Raw genomic sequence first — 18,828 nt, forward strand, 5'->3', positions numbered from 1 at the left:
GTTCGCGGCGGGCAGCCGGACCTCGGCGTCGACCGGATGCGGCGCGCGGGCGGCGGGACCAGTGCCTGAGTGTGCTTGCATTTCCCACATGCCCCCGTTCCACTCTCTCGACGATCTTGTCGAACTCGTGACCACCGAACTCGCCCGGGGAGACCTCAGCGCTGTCGCGTCTGCGCTGGGGAGCGCGCCGATGCCCGACGTCGCCGTGCTGCTGGAACGCCTGCCTGCAGGAGACGCCGGGGTCGCGTTCCGGCTCCTGCCGAAGGACGAGGCCATGACCGTCTTCGAGCGCATGGACGCACCCGCGCAGCGCGAGGTCGTCGCGCAGCTCTCCGACGCCGACGTCGCGAGGGTGTTCTCGGAACTCGACCCAGACGACCGGGTCGCCCTCATGGACGAGCTCCCGGCGAAGATCGCGAAGCGGCTCATCCAGGACCTGCCGGCGGATGAGCGCGGCGAGACGGCCATCATCCTGGGCTACCCGGTCGGCTGCGTCGGCAGGCACATGACCCCCGACTACGTCCACGTCTACCCGCACGAGCGCGTCGGCGTCGCCCTCGAGCGCATCCGGCAGCGGGGCGGTGACGCGGAGACCATCTACACGATCCCCGTCATCGACGACGAGCGGCGCCTGCTCGGTGTCGTGAGCCTCCGGGAGCTCTTCTTCGCCGACTCGGACGACGCGGTCGAGCACCACATGGCCACGGCCTTGTACGCGCACGCCGACGACGACGCCGAGGTGACGGCCCGCACCCTCGTCGACCGGGGCGTGCTGGCGATGCCGATCGTCGACAGCGAGAGCAGACTCATCGGGCTGCTCACGAGCGACGACGCGCACCGGATGGTCGAGGCCGCTCGCGACGAGGACGAGGCCCACGCGGGCGCAGCCGAGCCGCTGCGGCGCCCGTACCTGACGACACCGGTCTTCGCCGTCGTCCGCTCCCGCATCGTCTGGCTGTTCGTGCTCGCCGTCTCCGCGATTCTGACGGTGAGCGTGCTCGAGCTCTTCGAGGCGACCCTCGAGCAGCAGGTGGCGCTCGCGCTGTTCATCCCGCTCCTGACCGGCATCGGCGGCAACACCGGTTCGCAGGCGGCGACCACGGTCACGAGGGCCCTGGCCATGGGGGAGGTGCGCCCCAGGAACGCCTGGCCGGTCGCGCTCAAGGAGCTGCGTACCGGCATCGTGCTCGGCATGACGCTCGGGGCCGTCGCATTCGCTATCGCGACCACGTTCTACGGCATCGGCATCGGCACGGTCATCGGTCTCACCCTGCTGTCGGTCTGCACGATCTCGGCGACGGTCGGTGGCGTCATGCCGCTCGTGGCGAAGTCCATCCGGGTCGACCCCGCAGTGTTCTCGACGCCATTCATCTCCACGTTCTGTGATGCGACGGGGCTCCTCGTCTACTTCTCGATCGCGAAGTCGGTCCTGGGCATCTGAGCCGAGACACGCCCGAGCGAACGCGGTCCAAAAATTTGCTCCGTGGGCCGGTTACCCGGTGAATTCATGGTCGCTCTCACGCTTTGGCGTCACAAATATGTGAAATGGGCCAGCGAAACTCGGGCTTCATCCAAGAAACGGGTGCGGCGACCCGAGACGCGGCGCGAACGCATACAACGCGCGTGTCCCCAAAACCGTATCGTGGGGGCGCGGCGTGGTAGCGGAGGACGATCTCCGCGATCGTGCCGGACTCTGGGGGGAGTCCACGGCGCCCGACGCCGAGAATCAGCAGGAGAGAAGCGAATGTCCAGCACGACGCTCAACGGCGACCACCGCGGGGGAGAGCCTTGGCAGATCGCGGAACGCGACCGCCTCTCCGGCGTTGCTCTCGAGGGCCACGCCCTGACCTTCCTCGTCGGCATGCCGGGAAGCGGACGCACCACGTTGCTCCGGCAGATGCAGACGAGGCTCGAGTCCGTCGGCGAGGCGCACGTCTGGTGCTCGTCACGCTCGGGGTTGCAACGTGTTCTGGACGACCTCGACGACGGGAAGCGCTCGGGGCGCCTCGCGATCCTCCTCGACGACGTCATCGTCGCGCAGGACGACCAGCTCTGGGACCGCATCAAGCGGCTGGCCATGCCGGCGGACGGCGATGAGGCCGCGGACCGAGGAAGCGCCCCCCGATTCCTCATCGCATCGCTGTCGATGCCCGATTGGGCCTCCGCGCACGGAGCAGCCGGTGCGGTCCTGAGGCCCCGAGACCTCGCCTTCGACGCGTCGGAGCTGAACGCGGTCCTTGCAGCCAACGCGCCAGGCGCGCCCCGAGAACTCCGGATGCAGCTCCTCGACTCGTTCGCCGGGCATCCGCTCACGACTCGCGTCGCGTTGCAGCGATTCCGGGTCAACGCCCACGCTGAGGGCTGGTCCGTCGTCAGCGGCAGCTCGAGTGCCGCTCTGACGCTCCAAGAGCTTCGTCGATTCGACCCTGCTGAGCTCGACCGCGTCGACGCCGTGCAAGTGATGCGCGCCGCCAGCATTCTGCGGCGCCTCTCGAGGGATGACCTTCACCTGCTCGCGCCGGAGCTGACCGGTGACTACTGGTTCGACGAGCTCGCGTCATCCCCGTACGGTGTCACGGAGATCAACCCGGTGTCCCTCGACGTCGAGTTCGTCTGGCACGCCGACACCTTCGCGCGCCTCGGCGCCGAGCGTTCACCTCACGAGGTCCGCGCGCTCGCCGCGCGGGCCGTGGCAGCTTTCCCCGGCGAGAGCAACGTCATGCAGAGGCTCTTCCTCTCCCTCCGGGCTCGCGCCTGGGGCGAAGTCGAGTCGATCGCGCAGCGCCACTTCAGAACCATCTACGAGTACGCCCCGCGGGAGACCGTCGAGGAGATGCTCCAGGCCCCATCCAGTGTGCTCCCGCGGCTCGTCAGCACGAACCTGCTCATCGCCCTCTTCCGCTGGCGCAGATCCGGTGCGACGCGGAGCGTCCTCCACAGCCTGCGCGAGTCCAGCATCGCCACGACTCGCATCGCCGCCAGCGACCCGATCGGGTTGTTCTCGCAGGTCACCAGGCACTCCCTGGCCACCTCCTTCGGGGGAGATCGTGCCGCGGCCGACCGCTGCCTTCGCGACGCGAAGGCCCTCATCCGGGATGTGGAGGGGAAGCTGCACGCCGCCCTCTACGCGTCGCCCATCGCCCGCGGTCGCTTCGCGGCTGACTGCCTCGCGCTGGTCTGGGCGGCCAGCCTCCTCGAGGACATGCCGCTCGCGCTCGAGCTGTCGAATATCGCCGCCGAGCACGGCCAGAGCTTCAACCGCACCGACACCGACGCGCTCCGGCACATCGAGATCATCGGGGTCATCGCCGGCGTGCGGCAGGCCGATGCGGCCAAGCTCACCGGTCGCTCCCTGCCGGGCTTCGCGGACTGCTTCGACCTGCTCGACAACGGGGAGGAGGCGAAGGCGCGCGACCTGGCGCGTCAGCTACGCGACCTCCCCCGTTCCGTCCTCCCGCACGACATCGGGGCGAGCGTGCGGATCCTCCTCGAGGCCCTCGTGGGCGACGAGGACCCGATCGCCGAGGTCGATGAGCTCCTCGAGCTCAGCGGGGCCTCATGGCGCGACGGGCTCCCGTCCACGCTGCTCACCCTGTCGGCGACGACCTTCTACCTCACGCGCGGCCAGAGCCTGCGCGCCCAGAAGGCGGCGGACTACTCTGGTGCGGAGGGCGACTGCTATGTGAGCCTCGCGCGCGCCCTCGTCGAGCTTGCGAACGGCCGACCCGGGGAAGCCATCGCCCACGCCGAAGCCTCCCTCGCCGACGACAAGATCGCCCCACGCTTCGCGTCGATCGCGCGCACGCTCGCGGCACTCTGCATGCTGAGGCTCGGGAACCTGGATGCGGCGGCCAACCGCATCGCGACGATGGCAACGCAGTGCCTCGACGATCGCAACGCCAGGTTCGCCCTGCGCTTCGCGACGACAAGCGATGCTGAGCTCATGACCTCCATCAGCGATAGGCTGCCGAAGCGCATCGCCGATCTGCTGGTGGTCTCCGCACTCGACTCGCGGCCGCTGTCAGATTCCACCGTCGGCGAGGAGCTCTCGAGCGCCGAGATCGAGGTTCTGCGCCTCGTGGGGAGGAACAGGACCAACGCGCAGATCGCCGCGCAGCGCTTCGTCTCCGTGCATACGGTCCGCGCGCAGCTGCGCAGCGTGTTCCGAAAGCTCGGCGCGAGCGACCGGCGCTCGGCCGTGGCGGCAGCTGAGCGGCGGGGGCTGCTCGACTAGCTTCGTTGGGTCCTCGCCGTGCTGCGCGTCGCAGCCGCGTGATCGGCGAGACGCTGCAATCCCTCTTCGAGGGAGACCGCAGGCGACCACTCGAGGTCGGCTCGGGTGCGGCGCTGGTCGAACCAGTGCGCGGTCGAGAGCTGCTCGGCGAGGAAGCGCGTCATGGGCGGCTCATCCTGACCTGGTCGGATGCGCCACACGCCTTCGATGATCGACCCCGCAGCACGAGCCACCCCGGCTGGGATGCGCAGTCGCGGCGGTGGCGCACCGCCGGCCAGGCAGATGCCCTCCATGAGCTCGGCGACGGTGCGCGGCTCGCCGTTCGTGATCACGTAGCTGTTGCCGTGCGCGGCGGGCGCTCTCCGGAGCGCCGCTGCGATCCCGGTTGCGGCGTTGTCGACGTAGCAGGAGTCGATGAGCGCGGCTCCGCGTCCGAGGATCGGGAGGGTCCCCTTCGTGGCGCGCTCGAGGATGCGCCCGATGAGCTGCGTGTCACCCGGCCCCCAGACGAGGTGGGGACGAACCGCGATCACCGCGAACTGGGGGGCGTCCGCCGCGAGGGCGAGCAGCTCGGCCGTCGCCTTCGTACGGGCGTAGCTGCCGTGCGCGAGATCGGGCCTCGCCTCATCGGCGCTCGCGCCGTGGATGGCGGCGCCGAAGTGCGCCACCGATGGGGAGGACACCATGACGAAGCGTGTGGCGCCAGCGGCCCTCGAGTGTGCGAGCAGACGCTTCGTTCCCGTGACGTTGACGGCCTCGAACTCGTGTTCCGCGCCGCTCAGCGACACCTTGGCGGCGAGGTGCACAACGCCCTCGGCGCCGGCGACGGCTCGTTCGATGGCAGCCTCGTCGGTGAGCGATCCGAGCGCATCCGTCACCCCGTCGATGCCGCTGGGACCGCGCTGCATCGTCGTGACCTCGTGGCCGCTGTCGCGCAGCTCGGTCGCGACGGCGCGCCCCAGCATTCCGCTCGCGCCCGTGACGAGAACCCTCACGGCGCTGAGACCCGTTCCCCGGAGAGCGCGCGCTCAGCCCAGGCGGCCAGCGCGCTCCGGTCGATCTTCGAGTTGTGCCTGATGTCGGCGGGGAGCTCGGGCACGATGAAGGCGGCCGCGATGGGATGCGTCGTGGACGCGCGCAGGGCGTCGGCGAGTTCCGCTTCGGCGACGCGCACCCGACGCGTCGGCTCGCGCGTCTCGAGCACCGCAACCGCCTGCGCCGTGCCGGCTGGGCCGACGCCGACGACGGCAGCACGCCGAACCCAGGGCAGCGTCTCGAGGTCCTGCTCGGTGCCGACGGGCGCGAGGGGTCCGTCCGCCGTCACGAACACGTGGGGGAGGCGGCCCTCCACCCAGAGGCGGCCTTCGTCGTCGAGGTGGCCGACGTCGCCCGTGCGATGCCAGCGCCCCTCGGGGGGCAGTTCGCGCGCGGCGGCGCGGTCCGTCATCGCGAGTCGGTCGTAGCGCTCTTTGAGGTGCGGTGCGCTGATGACGATCTCGCCGAGCACGCCGGGCTCGTCCGAGGGCTCACCCCGCGCGGCTCCAGAGGAGTCGAGGGCGCTGATGCGCACCACGTTGCCGCCGATGGGCGCGCCCACGCAGACCCCGTCGTCGGGGGCGAGCGCCGCGGCCGAGATGCCGTCGCGGTCGATGTCGGTCACGAGCAGGCACTCGGTCATGCCGTAGGGTGTGTGCGCCTCGGCGTTGGGCATGAGCGCGCAGGCATCGTCGAGCAGCCTCGCGCCGATGGGCGCGCCCGTCGAGAGGAACGTCTGGACGCGCTCGAGCGCCGCACGCTGCGTCGCGTCGAGCCCGTCTCGGGTCGCGACGACGTTGAGGATCGCCGCTGGCGACAGGAACACGATGCGGGCGTCCGCTGCGATGACCGCGTCGGCAACAGCCGTCGCCGTCAGTGTGCGTGGCGAGGTGACGTCCATGTCCGGGGTCACTGATCGTGTCCCGAGGGCCGGGCCGAGCAGCGCGAACGGCGCGAACCCGGTGACCAGGCCCGACTCGGCGGTGACGCCGTAGGTGTCGCGAAGCGTGTCTCGCACGGCCTGCAGCTGGTGATGCGTGTACACGACGCCCTTGGCGGGCCCCGTGGAGCCGGAGGTGAAGAGCACCGCTGCCAGGTCGTCGGGGCCGGGGGCATCGGGAAGGGCCGCGCCGCGCCCGAGCTCGGCGACCTCGGCGAGCGAGTGGGCGACCCCGAGAGCCGCGCGGCTGCTGGCGGGGATGCTCGTGGCACTGATGCGGAGGCCCGGCCAGCCGAGCACCTTCGCCGCGGTCAGCCCGGGGACCTGCCCGATGACGACGTCGGGCCACGCGCCGCGGACGGCACGCGAGAGGCCTTTGACACCGAGGCCCGCGTCGGCGACGACGACGACTGCGCCGATGCGCAGGCAGGCGTAGACGATGGCGGTGAGGGTCACGCCGGGCTGCACGAGCAGCGAGACGCGGTCTCCGCGGCGGACGCCGACGGCGCTCAGGCCCGCGGCGAGCTCGTCGACGCGGGCGGCGAGCTGACGCCAGGAGACGGCGAGCGGTGCCCCGTCGGGACCGCGTCCCATCTCGAGCGCGGCGACGGACGGGTCGTCACGGTGCTCGTCGAGGGCCGCCCACATGGGTGCGGCGCTGCGGACGATGACCGGGGCGGGGGAGTTCGCCGGCTGCTCGCGCCGGCGCGCACGACCGGCGGCGACGTCGTCGAGCCAGGTGAGGAGATGCGTCGCGTACGGGGCGTCCTCGGCGATGAGGTGGCCAGCGCCTTCGAAGCGGTGCACCTCGGCGTGGGGGAGCCGACGCATGAGGTCGCCGAGATAGAGGTCGGTGAAGATCGGGTCGCGGGGGCCCCAGAGCAGCAGGGCGGGCACCTCGAGCTCTGCGACGCCCGATGAGACGTCCAGCAGCGCCTCGTGGCTCTCTGTGTCTTCGTCGACGGGGATGTCGGCGACGAACTGCTCGATGCCGAGACGCGACGCGCGGTCCAGGTACGGCGCGGAGTACGCTGCCTTCACCTCGGTCGGAAGCGGGGGGTTCGCAAGGGCGAGCGTCGTCCGCAGGAACGCCGGGCTCGTCGACGTGGAAGCGCGCAGCACCGGACCGAAGCGGGCGAGTCGCAGCGCCGCCGGGATGGGCAGGTCGCTCGGCTGGTCGACGGCGGTGTTGAGGGAGGCGACGGCGGCGAGCAGCTCAGGATGGCGGACCGCCCAGCCGAGTGCGACGACGCCGCCCCAGTCGTGGCCGAGCGAGACGATGCGGCCGTCCAGGCCGAGCTCGGCGGTGAGGGACCCGAGGTCGAGGATGCGCTGCTCGAGCGTGCGGCGCACGTCGGTTCGCTCGGAGAAGCCCATATCGAGCTGGTCTACTGCGACGACACGCCAGGCGGCGCCTCCGGACTCAGCGGCCGCGAGCGACTCGTTGGCGAGGGCGCGCCACAGGTAGGACCACGTCGGGTTGCCGTGCACAGCGAGGACCGTGCCGACCGGCTCGATGCCGAGCTGCGCCAGCGACGGCCCGGTGTCGAGGACATGCCAGCCTCGCCGGGTGCCGGCGTCCGCGCCGACGCCCGGAGCATCGACGATGCGGCTGAACCTGTCCTGGAGTCCGGGCAGGCCGGAGGGTGGGCGTGTGGCCGACCTCACCACTTGAGTTCCATCATCGCCGTGTTCAGGCCTGAACCGACCCCCATGAGCAGCACTCGGTCGTCGCGCTTCAGCGTGCTCGACTGCAGGTCGAGCGTGATCGGGATGGAGGCGGGGCCGACGTTGCCGAGCGTCGGGTACGTCGTGGGCACTCGCTTCCTGTCGAGCCCGACCGCCTTGACGATCGCGTTCGTGTGCACGCGGGAGACCTGGTGGGTGATGTAGTGGTCCATCGACGACCAGTTCCAGTCGGCCTGGGCTTCCTTCCAGGCGGAGACGACGAGGTCGAGCCCTCCCTTGAGGAGCGCCTTCGCGTCGGTGAACATGCCCTGGACGCTGCCGACGCAGAGCTCGTGGAACTGGGTGGCCGCCCGGGTCACGCCGCCGAGGATCTGGTGGCCCTCCGGATGCTCGTCGGTGCGGCCGAGCACGGCCGCCGCCGCCCCCGAGCCGAGCGTGAGACTCGCGAACTCGCTCATGAAGTCCTCGCGGCCGATGTCGTCGCGCAGCAGGCGGTTGATGGTGTTGACCTGGATCTCGTCGGCGTCCTCGCCGTTGACGATGATGGCGTAGCGGATCTGCCCGGCCTCGATCATCTGGGCGGCGAGCGTCATGCCGTTCACGAAGCCCAGGCACGCGTTCGCGATATCGAAGTTCACGGCCGAGCTCGGCATCCCCAGTCCGTGGTGCATGCGGACGGCGACCGAGGGCTCGAGGTGCGTGCGGGTCACGGAGGTGTTGATGAGGAGGCCCACGTCGCTGGCGTTGACGCCGGCACGCCGCAGCGCCTCCTGTCCCGCGGCCACGGTCGCGTCGGTGAAGGACTCGCCGTCGGCCCAGTTTCGCCGTTCGGTGACCCCGGCGACGCGCTCGAGGAGGTTGCCGGGGAGTTTCAACCGCTTCAAGCCCGAGGCGAGCTGGCCTTCGATTTCCGAGGAGGCGGTGGCCTTCGACGGGAGGCGGCTCGCGACCGACAGCAGCGAGACGTTGTGGAAGCGAGTAGTCGCGTTACCTGTCATAGATGTGATTTGCGTCCTGAGCCGTACGAGGGGTGTGGAGGGGCGTAACCACGTCAGTCTAGGTGCTCGACGGTGACCGAACTCTCAGGCCGAATCAATAGCGTGCAGAGATGTTGCCAAGTGATATTCCCACCCATGAAGATCTGCTTGAACTGACCGAGTACCGGGGCGAGGGCAGCGTGAGCATCGCCATCCCGGCATCGAGTGCTCCGAGCGAGTCCGAGGCTCTGCGACTTGAGCTGCGCGCGGCGGTGAGCCAGGCGGCGAAAGAGCTCGAGGCGCTCGGCCTGGACCGGACGCGAATCGCGAAGACCCTCGATCCCGCGAAGCAGCTGGAGTCCGATCCTGAGTTCTGGCGGGCGCAATCCCGGTCGCTCGTCATCCTCGCCTCACTTGACCGCTTCCGCACCTTCCGCCTCGCGAACCGCCTCGGCCAGCACGTCGCCGTCGGCGACCGCTTCGATGTCGGCGCACTCCTGCGGGCCACCACCTTCCCGAACTGCGGGTTCGTGCTCGGGCTCTCCCGAGGCGAGGTGACGCTGTTCGAGGTGCTCGCCGACGCGAAGCCGCGCCAGCTGCCCATCGAGGGGCTCCCCGACGACCTCCCCCTGGTGCTCGAGCACACGACGACGGGCGGACGCTTCGACCGACAGCGAGCGCAGGGCACGACGGGCGACCGCATCGGCCACGAGCGGTTCGCGAGGATCGTGCAGGAGCAGGTCATCCCGATCCTCCGGGAATCGGGCGCACCGCTCATCCTCGCGGCGACGGGCGACTTCGACACCGCCTACCGGGCAGTGAACGAGTACCCGGGGCTCCTCGAGCAGCGCATCGGAGCGCATCCCGGGTCGTTGGCCGCCGGCGAGCTCGACGCGAAGGCCCGCGGCATCCTCGACGACCACTACCGCAGCGAGATCAACACGTGGCGCGAGGAGTTCGGGACGAAGCGCAGCAACGGGCACGCGACGACCTCGATCAACGAGGTGGCGAGGGCCGCGTCGCAGGGCGCCGTCGCTGAGCTGTACTTCGACATGGACTCCACGCTCGAGGGAGAGCTCGACGAGCACGGCAGGCTGACGCGCGCCGAGACCCCCGGTCCGCACACCTACGCGATCGTCGACGAGATCGCGGCGCGCGCCCTCAAGCACGGCGCGAAGGTCAGGGCAGTGCGCAGAGGCGACCTGGTGGACGGTGCGGAGGTGGCCGCGACGCTGCGCTACCCGCTCGACGCCACCGCGTAGACCGGCGGCAGGGCCCGACGGGGGTGGGGTGCGGACTCGGATCGAGTCGGTGTCCCACCCTTTCCCGTGCGTCCCCTCACGCGCCGCCGAACCGGAGCGCCTCGGCGTCGAGGCGGTTTTGGGCCTGCTCGATCGTCCGCGACGAGTAGGTACCGGATGACCTGGCGTCGAGCAGCGCGAGCTGGGCGTTCTCGAGCAGGATGCGCGTGAGCTCTTGGCGCTGCAGGTGCGCGTCGTCGAGATCCTCGTCGAGCTCCGCGCGGTTGGCGAGCAGGCCGCCCATGCGGGACGCGAGCGCGCGCACCTGCTCGAGGACCTCCGGGTCGTACGCCTGTCCGTCCGCGCGCCGCAGCTCGGGGTTCGCGAGCGAATCCTGCGCGACCTCGAAGACCTCGTCAGCGAGGCTCGAGAGCTCCCGCGCGTCTGCCTGCGCGTCGGTGCCGGTCACGCCGAGCCGCTTGATGAGCCACGGGAGCGAACCGCCCTGGACCACGAGCGTGACGATCGCGACGGTGAAGGCGATGAGGATGAGCTGCGGACGGTACGGGAAATCCGAGGGCAGCGACTGTGCGGCGGCGAGCGTCACGACGCCCCGCATCCCCGACCAGGCGAGCACGGCTCCACCGCGCCATCCCAGCCCCTCGTCCCGGTAGAAGGCCATGTCCGCGCTCGCCCGCTTCGCCCGGTCGAGCAGGCGTGGCCGCACGTTGTCCTTGCCGGCGACGCGTTCCAGGAACCGGTCGAGGCGAGGAGCGACGAGCGTGGCCCTGCGCTGTTCGCTGCGGAGCATCAGCACCAGGGGAATGACGAACGCGACCCTGATGAGGACGAGTGCCGCGGTCGCGAGGAGTCCGATGCCGACCGCGCGCAGGAGGCCGATGCCGTCCTCGTCGCCGTCGACCGACTCGATGAGCGCCGAGAGTTCGAATCCCATGAGGAGGAAGACGCCGTTCTCAAGGAGCAGCTGCGCCGTGCGCCAGTTGGTGCGCTCGCTCATTCGGTCCTGTGGACTGAAGCGGCTGGCACTCGCGTGCCCTGTGACGAGACCCGCGACGACGACGGCGAGCACGCCGGAGCCTCCGATCTCCTCGGTGGGCACGTAGGCCAGGAACGGAACCGTGAACGAGATCGCGGTCGTGAGCACGGGGCTGCCCAGCTTCGAGCGCACGAACACGGTCACTGCACCGACGACGGCGCCGAGCACCACGGCGAGCGCCACGGCGAGCACGAAGTCGCCGACCGCACCCCAGAACGAGAGGGCCCCGGCCGTCGCCGCGATGGCACTGCGCAGCATGACGAGGGCCGTGGCGTCATTCACGAGCCCCTCGCCCTCGAGCACCGTCACGAGACGGGGTGGCAGCCCGAGCCGCTTGCCGATGGCTGTCGCCGCCACGGCGTCCGGCGGGCTGATGACGGCGCCGAGCGCGACCGCTGCGGCGAAGTTCAGATCCGGGAGCAGCGCGAAGAGGAGCAGCCCGCTGCCGAACGCGGAGATGATCACGAGCAGCACGGACAGGCCGGTGATGGAGCGCAGGTTGCGGCGGAAGTCGGTCAGCGGAACGTTCACGGCGGCCGAGTAGAGGATCGGCGGGAGCACGATCGTGAGGATGATCTCCGGCGGGAACTCGAAGTCGGGGACCCCGGGGAGATAGCCGACGCCGATGCCCACGAGGACCAGCAGGATGGGCGCGGCCACCCCGAGCCTCGGTGCGATCGCGGCGACCGCGACGATGATGAGGATCGCGGCGACGCCGAAGACTGCGAGTTCGAGCTCCATGGAACAGCAGACTAATCGGCTGGGGAAGACCGGCCGCCCCGGGACGCGCGTCGAAATGTTGCACTCCATTTCGGTCGGTGACGCGCCCCGACTCACGGCCTTCACGCGCGGACCTACGATCGGGCAACTCCACGCACCGTCAGCACCTCTGCTCCGGCGTTCGTGGGGCCCACGATCCCGTGAGAGAGGCACCATGACGAGACGCCAAGGCCCCGGACGATTCACGGTCGGACTCGCCCTCCAGGGAGCAGGCTGGCATCCGGCCGCCTGGACGGTCCTCCCGCGCGGTGACGGCACCAGGCTCACTGAGCTCGGCTACTGGCGCGACCTCGTGCAGCACGCCGAACGAGCCGGCATCGACTACGTCACCTTCGAGGACGCCTACCAGATCGAGGGGAGCGCCCCAGACTGGGAGGCGCCCCGCGACCTCGCCGAGGTGTCGCTCGACGCGACCCTCCTGGCAGCGTCGCTCGCGCCGCTCACGAAGCGCATCGGTCTGGTCCCGACCATCGGTCTGACGCACGCGGAGCCCTTTCACGCGGCCACGAGCATCCAGACCCTCGACCACGTCTCGCTCGGCCGCGCCGGACTGCGCGCGAAACTGAGCGCGAGCGCGGCCGAGGCCGCGAGCTTCGGCCGCAAGAGCTCGCTCGGCCTCGACGCGATCTTCGCGGAGGGCACCGACGCCGTCGAGGTCATCCGCCGGCTCTGGGACAGCTGGGAAGACGACGCCGTCATCCGCGACGAGAGTACCGGCCGCTTCATCGACGCCGATCGCCTGCACTACGCCGACTTCGAGGGAGAGCACTTCAGCGTCAAGGGGCCATCGATCGTGCCCCGCTCACCGCAGGGCCAGCCCCCCGTCTTCGCCCTCGCGCAGGCCGAGGAGTCGTTCGAGTTCGCGGCTCGGCAGGCAGATGTCGTGTTCATCACTCCGGGTCGCTCGACGGTCGCGGAGCTGGTGGCGACCATCAGGGACGCGGAGCTGCGTGTGGGCCGCACGGGGGAGCCGCTGCGCATCGTCGCCGACCTGGAGATCTTCCTCGGCGACGAAGACGGCTCCACCGAAGAGCACTTCCGCGCCCTCGACGAGCGTGTCCGCGCGGACTCCGGGTATCGCAGCGACACGAGGGTCGTCGTGCGCTCGAACGTCATCACGGCAGAGCTGATCGCGAAGTACGCCGACGCTGGCCTCGACGGCGTCCGGGTCCGCCCGCTCACGCACGGCGACGTGGCCGAGTTCGTCGACCGCGTTCGGCCGATGCTCGAGGCCAGGGGCATCGTCGCGCCCCCGAACCCGCGCGAGAAGTCGCCGAGCCTTCGAAAGACGTTCGGCCTCGTCCCTCGGCCGGCCAACCGGTTCGCAGCCTCCCACGCGGAGCGGCCCGGGACCGCAGGCTCCGCAGCGACTCGCGCTCACAAGAGCTCCGCGCAGCCGGCACCCGCACGAAAGGCACACCGCGCATGACCAGCTCACCACTCAAGCAGGTCCACCTCGCCGCGCATTTCCCCGGCGTCAACAACACCACCATCTGGACCGACCCGGACGCCGGGAGCCAGATCGACCTCGCCTCCTTCCGCACCTTCGCGGAGACAGCGGAGCGCGGCAGGTTCGACTACCTCTTCCTCGCAGAGGGGCTGCGGCTCCGCGAGCACAAGGGGCGCATCCACGAGCTCGACGTCGTCGGTCGCCCTAACACGCTCGTGATCCTCGCCGCCCTCGCGAGCCTCACCACCCACATCGGGCTCGTCGGCACGCTCTCCTCCACCTTCAACGAGCCCGCCGACCTCGCACGCCAGCTCGCGACGCTCGACCACCTCTCCGGTGGCAGGGCGGGCTGGAACGTCGTCACCTCGAGCGACGCCTTCCATGGCCAGAACTTCCGCCGCGGCGGCTTCCTCGAGTACTCGGAGCGCTACGAGCGCGCCGAGGAGTTCGTGCGGCTCTCGAAGCGCCTCTGGGACTCCTGGGAGTCCGACGCGATCGCCGCGAACCCCGGCCGTGGAGAGTACCTGCGCCAGGACGGCGTGCAGCGCATCAACCACGTCGGCAAGCACTTCGACATCGAGACAATCTCGAACGTGCCGCGAAGCCCGCAACGGTATCCGGTCATCGTGCAGGCCGGCGACTCGCCGGCGGGGCGCGACTTCGCATCCGCGAACGCCGAGATCATCTTCTCGCTGCACGCGGCCTTCGAGGACGGCAGGCGCTTCTTCGACGACGTCAAGTCCCGCCTCCCCGCCGTCGGGCGGTCGAAGGACTCGCTCCTCATCATGCCTGCCGCGACCTTCGTCGTGGGGGACTCCGAGGCGGATGCACGCGAGCGGTCCCGCGAGGAGGCACTCGCCCAGATCAGCCCGCAGACGGCGATCGCGATGCTCGAGCAGGTGTGGGGGAAGGACCTGTCCGACGTCGACCCGGACGGGCCGCTTCCCGACCTCGAACCCGGCGACCAGCTCATCCGTGCCGGTCAGGCCAACGACCTCTCCAAGCAGCGCGCCCAGATCTCGAAGTTCCGGGAGATCGCGGAGCGCGAGTCGCTCAGCGTCCGAGAGCTCATGCTGAAGCTCAACACGCGCCACACGTTCGTCGGAACCGGCTCGCACATCGCCGACGAGATCTCGCGCTACGTGCAGGGCGGTGCCGCGGACGGGTTCGTGATCGTCCCCTCCCTGATCCCGAACGGGCTCGACCGGTTCGTCGACGAGGTCGTCCCCGAGCTGCAGGAGCGCGGCGTCTATCGCGAGGAGTACACGCCGGGTGCGACCCTCCGCGAAACCCTCGGCCTGCCGTCCGAGCCGCCGTCGGCGGAGGCACCGAGCGGTCAGCTGCTCGGCACGGGAGGCACCGTGGGGGCCTGAGCTCCTGGCGCAGGGACGAGCGCCCCGAGTGCGCGGCGAGGTCAGCGCTGGAGTGGCGCGAGGCCTCGCGCGTCGAGCGCGGTCTCCAGAAGGCCGACGGCCCTCGGGCCCACACCGTGCAGCGACAGGAGGTGCTCGCGGCTCGCGCCAGCGACGTCTCCGAGCATCGTCTGGCCAGCCTCCGCCAGCGCGCGCGTCGCCGGAGCGCCGATCCCGAGGCGCGCGAGCGGTTCCGCGTCGGCCGTCGAGGGCTCGGCGGGAATGCGATGCACGCCGAAACGGTCCTCTGGGTCGATCCGGCCCAGCAGCTTCTGGGAGAGGCGGCCGAGCGTGCTGAACTCTTCCGGGGTGAGGGCGTCGACGATGAGCTCGCGCACCTTGGCGACGTGCCCTGGCGCGGTCTCCTCGAGGAACGACATCCCCTCGTCGCTGAGCTTGGCGATCTTCGCCCGTCGATCGTCTGGGTGGCTCGTGCGCTCGACGTAGCCTCGCTGCTCGAGACCGAGGACGACCCTGGAGAGGCGGGGGAGCGTCGCGTTGGTGCGCGTCGCGAGGTCGGTCATCCGCAGGCTGCGCCCCGGCGATTCCGAGAGCACGGCCATCACGAGGTACTCGTAGTGCGTGACGCCGGCGTCACTGCCGAGCTGAGTGTCGAGTGCCCCCGGGAGGAGCTCGACGACCCCGATGAAGTGCAGCCACGAGTGCTGCTCGTCTGCGGTCAGCCATCTGGGTTCGGTCATTGCCCCATTGTCCCGACTTTTAGTTGTAGATGCAAGTTTTTGAGTGCTACGGTTCCTGCCATGACGACAACAGACGGCGACAAGCTCGACGCAGGCACCGGCATGGGCCTCGTCTCCCTCCACGTCGGCGACCTCGCCGCGCAATCCGAGTACTACCGAACGGCCCTCGCGCTCGAGCCGATGGCCGAGGCCGACGGCGAGATCACGCTCGGCCGCGGGCAGACTCCGCTCGTGCGCCTGCGCCACACCCCGGGCCTCCCGATTCCCTCGCGCCGTGCCGCCGGGCTCTTCCACACGGCGCTCCTCTTCGAGACGCCGAGCGACCTCGCCGCGACGGTCTACCGAGCCGCGCAGCACAAGCGCTCGCAGTTCGTCGGCTCCTCCGACCACCACGTGAGCGAGGCGTTCTACTTCACCGATCCAGAGGGCAACGGCATCGAGCTCTACACCGACCGGCCCCGCGACACCTGGCTCGACGCCTCCGGCCGCATCGCCATGTCGACCGAGTTCCTCGACCCGAACGCCTACCTGCGCGCCAACCTCGTCGAAGCGACCGCGGATGCGCCGAACACCGCAGCGGCCGACGTCGGCCACGTGCACCTGCAGGTCGGCGACGTCGACACCGCTCGAGGGTTCTACGTCGACACCCTCGGCTTCGAGACGACCACGACCTATCCGGGTGCCCTCTTCGTGAGCGCAGGCGGTTACCACCACCACGTCGCCCTCAACGTGTGGAACAGCGCGGGAGCCGGCCCCCGAGCCGCGACTCTCGGACTCGGCCAGCTCACCATCGAGGTGCCGGCCCGCGAAGAGATCGATGCGGTCGCCGACCGACTTCGGCGCGCAGGCCTGCAGTTCGCGGATGACGGCGCCTCCATCACCGTGCTGGACCCGTGGCGCTCCGAAGTGGTGCTCCGAACACGCGACCAGGCGGTCGCCGCATGAGCCACCTCGCCATCACGACGGCCCTCACCTCCGCTGGGGGAAGCCTTCAGGACGAGGCGACCGCCCGTCCGATCCTGCTGCTCATGCATGGCTACGGCTCCCATGAGGACGACCTCACCAGCCTCCTCCCGTCACTCGGCGACGGCTTCGCCTGGGCCTCGCTCCGCGCGCCGCTCGTTCTCCGCGAGCAGACACCCGCCGAAGTCGGCTCGTACGCGTGGGTGCCCATCGAGCGTCCCGGGCTCCCGGACCCGGCGCAGGCCGCGGCCGCGACCCACGCAGTGCTCGCTTGGCTCGACGAGCACACGCCGCCGACCGCGAGCATCATCCCCGTCGGGTTCTCCCAGGGTGGGCTCATGGTGACGCAGCTCCTCCGACGCGACCCGCAGCGGTTCGCGCGGGGCGCCGTGCTCTCCGGCTTCTCCCTCCAGGGCGAGCAACCCGGTGACGCTGAGCTGGCACGCATCCGCCCGCCGGTGTTCTTCGGTCGCGGAGACCGGGACCAGATCATCAGCGACCTGACCTTCGAGCGCACCACGGGCTGGCTCGCGGGCCACGCCACCCCGACGGAGAAGGTCTACCCGGGGCTCGCGCACGGCATCTCGCCGCAGGAGCTCCAGGACCTCGCGGCGTTCCTCGCCTGAGAACCGGCCACACGGAATGTGACCCCGCGTGTCCCCCTGGTACTCGAGATTTCGGCCGCCCGCTTCCGCTGGCGGCCGTCTTCCTAGTCTCTGGACATCCCCACCACGAAGGAGTCCAGATGACCCGCTCGACCAGATCCCTCTCCGCTGCCGCCCTCGCTGCGGTCGGGATGATGGCCCTGGCGTCGTGCGCCGGGCAGTCCGGGGCGACCCCGGCGGCGGATGCGGACCCGGTGCAGGGCGGCAACCTCCGCGTCGGCATCCTCAGCGACATCGGGTGCATCGACCCAGCGCAGGTCGGCAACAACAACAACGTCAACATCGCCCGCCAGACCGTCGCATCGCTCACGACGCAGGACGTCGAGACGGGTGAGGTGCTGCCGTGGCTCGCCGAGTCGTGGGAAATCTCCGACGACGCCAAGGAGTTCACCTTCACTCTCGCCGAGGGCCCGACCTTCGCCGACGGCACGCCGATCGATGCGGAGGCCGTCAAGGCCAACGCCGAGGGCATCCAAGCGCTCGGCGCGAAGTCGCCGCTGGGCAATCTCTACCTGGCCGGCCTCGAATCGGTGACGGTCGTCGACCCGCAGACCGTCACCTACACCTTCGCCGAGCCGTCCGCGCAGTTCCTGCAGGCCACCTCGACCTTCACGCTCGGGCTCGTCTCCGCGGAAAGCAGCAAGCTCAGCCAGGAAGAGCGCTGTGCCGGCAACCTCGTCGGTTCCGGACCGTTCTCCGTCGAGTCGTACACGCCGAACGCCGAGACCGTGCTCACCGCGCGCGAGGACTACGCGTGGGGTGCATCCACGACTGGGAACACCGAGCGTCCCTACCTCGACACCATCACGTACTCGGTCATCCCAGAGGCCTCGACGCTCACCGGCTCGCTCCAGTCCGGTCAGCTCGACGTGTCCACCGACGTGTCCTTCGTCGACCTCGACCCGCTCAAGAGCGCAGGAGCAACCGTCGAGAACCGGGCGAACCCGGGCGTCGTCTACAACCTCATCCCGAACGCCTCCCACCCCATCCTCTCGGACGAGAAGGTGCGCCTCGCCGTGCAGAAGAGCATCAACCGCGAGGAGCTCCTCGCGCTCCTGACGCCGGAGGACAGCCCGGCGACGAGCGTGCTCGCAACCTCGACCCCGTACTACAGCGACAAGAGCGACATCCTCGAGTTCAACACCGAAGAAGCCGCCAAGCTGCTCGACGAAGCGGGCTGGACCGAGGGAGCCGACGGCGTCCGCGAGAAGGACGGGCAGAAGCTGAGCTTCGAGCTCGCCTACTGGCAGCCGACCACGAACGTGCTCGAGCAGGTGCAGGTGCAGCTGGCAGCCGTCGGCATCGACCTCCAGCTCCGCGAAGCACCCATCGCCGACGTCACCGCCATCAACGACGGCACGCAGCCGTTCACCTGGGCCAACATCACCCGCGCCGACCCGGACGCGCTGCGCATCTTCTTCTCGGCCGAAGGCGGCAACAAGTACAACTACCGCGAGGTGGGCCCGATCGACGAGGTCCTCAACTCGCAGGCGGCCGTCATCGACGCGGACGCGCGCCAGACGTCGGTCGACGCCGCCGTCACGCAGCTGCTCGAGGAGGGCTACGCCGTTCCTGTCATCCAGCTGTCGACGAACCTCGTCCAGGCGCCCGGCGTGCAGGGCACCCAGTTCGAAGCCTCCAGCCGACTCGACTTCTCGGCAGCCTGGAAGGCCGCGGAGTAGTT

General features: G+C 70.1%; 13 protein-coding genes. 8 read left to right on the forward strand and 5 right to left on the reverse strand.

Annotation, left to right across the window (positions count from 1 at the left end; genetic code table 11):
* Positions 1 to 88: 88 nt before the first annotated feature.
* Positions 89 to 1,441, forward strand: coding sequence for a magnesium transporter (gene mgtE / locus C5C17_RS07745; protein WP_104252790.1), 1,353 nt, complete (start codon positions 89 to 91; stop codon positions 1,439 to 1,441).
* A 303-nt stretch (positions 1,442 to 1,744) separates the two neighbouring features.
* The gene (locus C5C17_RS07750; RefSeq protein ID WP_104252791.1) at positions 1,745 to 4,234 is read left to right on the forward strand and encodes a LuxR C-terminal-related transcriptional regulator; all 2,490 of its coding nucleotides are present in this window, start codon (positions 1,745 to 1,747) and stop codon (positions 4,232 to 4,234) included.
* Here C5C17_RS07750 and C5C17_RS07755 read toward each other — a convergent pair.
* Genes C5C17_RS07755 through C5C17_RS07765 form a run of 3 tightly spaced genes read right to left on the reverse strand, consistent with a single transcriptional unit; the run spans position 4,231 to position 8,896 of the window.
* Complete coding sequence (locus C5C17_RS07755; RefSeq protein ID WP_104252792.1) at positions 4,231 to 5,229, reverse strand: NAD(P)-dependent oxidoreductase; 999 nt, start codon at positions 5,227 to 5,229, stop codon at positions 4,231 to 4,233. The two genes, C5C17_RS07750 and C5C17_RS07755, sit on opposite strands and share 4 nt — an antisense overlap.
* A complete protein-coding gene (locus tag C5C17_RS07760) occupies positions 5,226 to 7,877 on the reverse strand; it encodes an alpha/beta fold hydrolase (RefSeq protein WP_308471306.1) in 2,652 nt (883 codons plus the stop codon). The genes C5C17_RS07755 and C5C17_RS07760 overlap by 4 nt, the downstream gene beginning before the upstream one ends.
* On the reverse strand, positions 7,874 to 8,896 hold the full coding sequence (locus C5C17_RS07765) for a 3-oxoacyl-ACP synthase III (RefSeq protein ID WP_104252794.1): 1,023 nt from the start codon (positions 8,894 to 8,896) through the stop codon (positions 7,874 to 7,876). Before C5C17_RS07765 ends, C5C17_RS07760 begins: the two co-directional genes overlap by 4 nt.
* A gap of 110 nt (positions 8,897 to 9,006) precedes the next feature.
* Here C5C17_RS07765 and C5C17_RS07770 point away from each other — a divergent pair, with 110 nt between their 5' ends.
* Positions 9,007 to 10,137 (forward strand): hypothetical protein, encoded by a 1,131-nt coding sequence (locus C5C17_RS07770; RefSeq protein WP_146079112.1) that lies wholly within the window; start codon positions 9,007 to 9,009, stop codon positions 10,135 to 10,137.
* Between the two features lie 76 nt (positions 10,138 to 10,213).
* Here the strand turns inward: C5C17_RS07770 and C5C17_RS07775 are convergent, their stop codons facing one another.
* Entirely contained in the window at positions 10,214 to 11,914 is a 1,701-nt protein-coding gene (locus tag C5C17_RS07775) for a sodium:proton antiporter (RefSeq protein WP_104252796.1), read from the reverse strand.
* 193 nt (positions 11,915 to 12,107) lie between these two features.
* Here C5C17_RS07775 and C5C17_RS07780 point away from each other — a divergent pair, with 193 nt between their 5' ends.
* Both C5C17_RS07780 and C5C17_RS07785 read left to right on the forward strand, forming a co-directional pair.
* The gene (locus tag C5C17_RS07780; protein WP_104252797.1) at positions 12,108 to 13,382 is read left to right on the forward strand and encodes an LLM class flavin-dependent oxidoreductase; all 1,275 of its coding nucleotides are present in this window, start codon (positions 12,108 to 12,110) and stop codon (positions 13,380 to 13,382) included.
* Positions 13,379 to 14,776, forward strand: a complete 1,398-nt coding sequence (locus tag C5C17_RS07785) for an NtaA/DmoA family FMN-dependent monooxygenase (protein ID WP_104252798.1) — start codon at positions 13,379 to 13,381, stop codon at positions 14,774 to 14,776. The genes C5C17_RS07780 and C5C17_RS07785 overlap by 4 nt, the downstream gene beginning before the upstream one ends.
* A gap of 41 nt (positions 14,777 to 14,817) precedes the next feature.
* Here the strand turns inward: C5C17_RS07785 and C5C17_RS07790 are convergent, their stop codons facing one another.
* Entirely contained in the window at positions 14,818 to 15,516 is a 699-nt protein-coding gene (locus C5C17_RS07790) for a MarR family transcriptional regulator (RefSeq protein ID WP_104252799.1), read from the reverse strand.
* 60 nt (positions 15,517 to 15,576) lie between these two features.
* Between C5C17_RS07790 and C5C17_RS07795 the strand changes: the two genes are divergently transcribed.
* The 3 genes from C5C17_RS07795 to C5C17_RS07805 all read left to right on the forward strand — a co-directional run bounded on the left by C5C17_RS07795 (position 15,577) and on the right by C5C17_RS07805 (position 18,826).
* Positions 15,577 to 16,461 carry a VOC family protein gene (locus tag C5C17_RS07795; RefSeq protein WP_104252800.1) on the forward strand — a complete coding sequence of 295 codons (885 nt, stop codon included), beginning with the start codon at positions 15,577 to 15,579 and terminating at the stop codon, positions 16,459 to 16,461.
* Positions 16,458 to 17,105 carry an alpha/beta hydrolase gene (locus C5C17_RS07800; protein ID WP_104252801.1) on the forward strand — a complete coding sequence of 216 codons (648 nt, stop codon included), beginning with the start codon at positions 16,458 to 16,460 and terminating at the stop codon, positions 17,103 to 17,105. Before C5C17_RS07795 ends, C5C17_RS07800 begins: the two co-directional genes overlap by 4 nt.
* A gap of 119 nt (positions 17,106 to 17,224) precedes the next feature.
* Positions 17,225 to 18,826 carry an ABC transporter substrate-binding protein gene (locus tag C5C17_RS07805; RefSeq protein ID WP_104252802.1) on the forward strand — a complete coding sequence of 534 codons (1,602 nt, stop codon included), beginning with the start codon at positions 17,225 to 17,227 and terminating at the stop codon, positions 18,824 to 18,826.
* The last annotated feature ends 2 nt before the right edge of the window (positions 18,827 to 18,828 follow it).

It is taken from the genome of Pseudoclavibacter sp. RFBA6 (assembly GCF_002931575.1).
GTDB lineage: Bacteria > Actinomycetota > Actinomycetes > Actinomycetales > Microbacteriaceae > Pseudoclavibacter > Pseudoclavibacter terrae.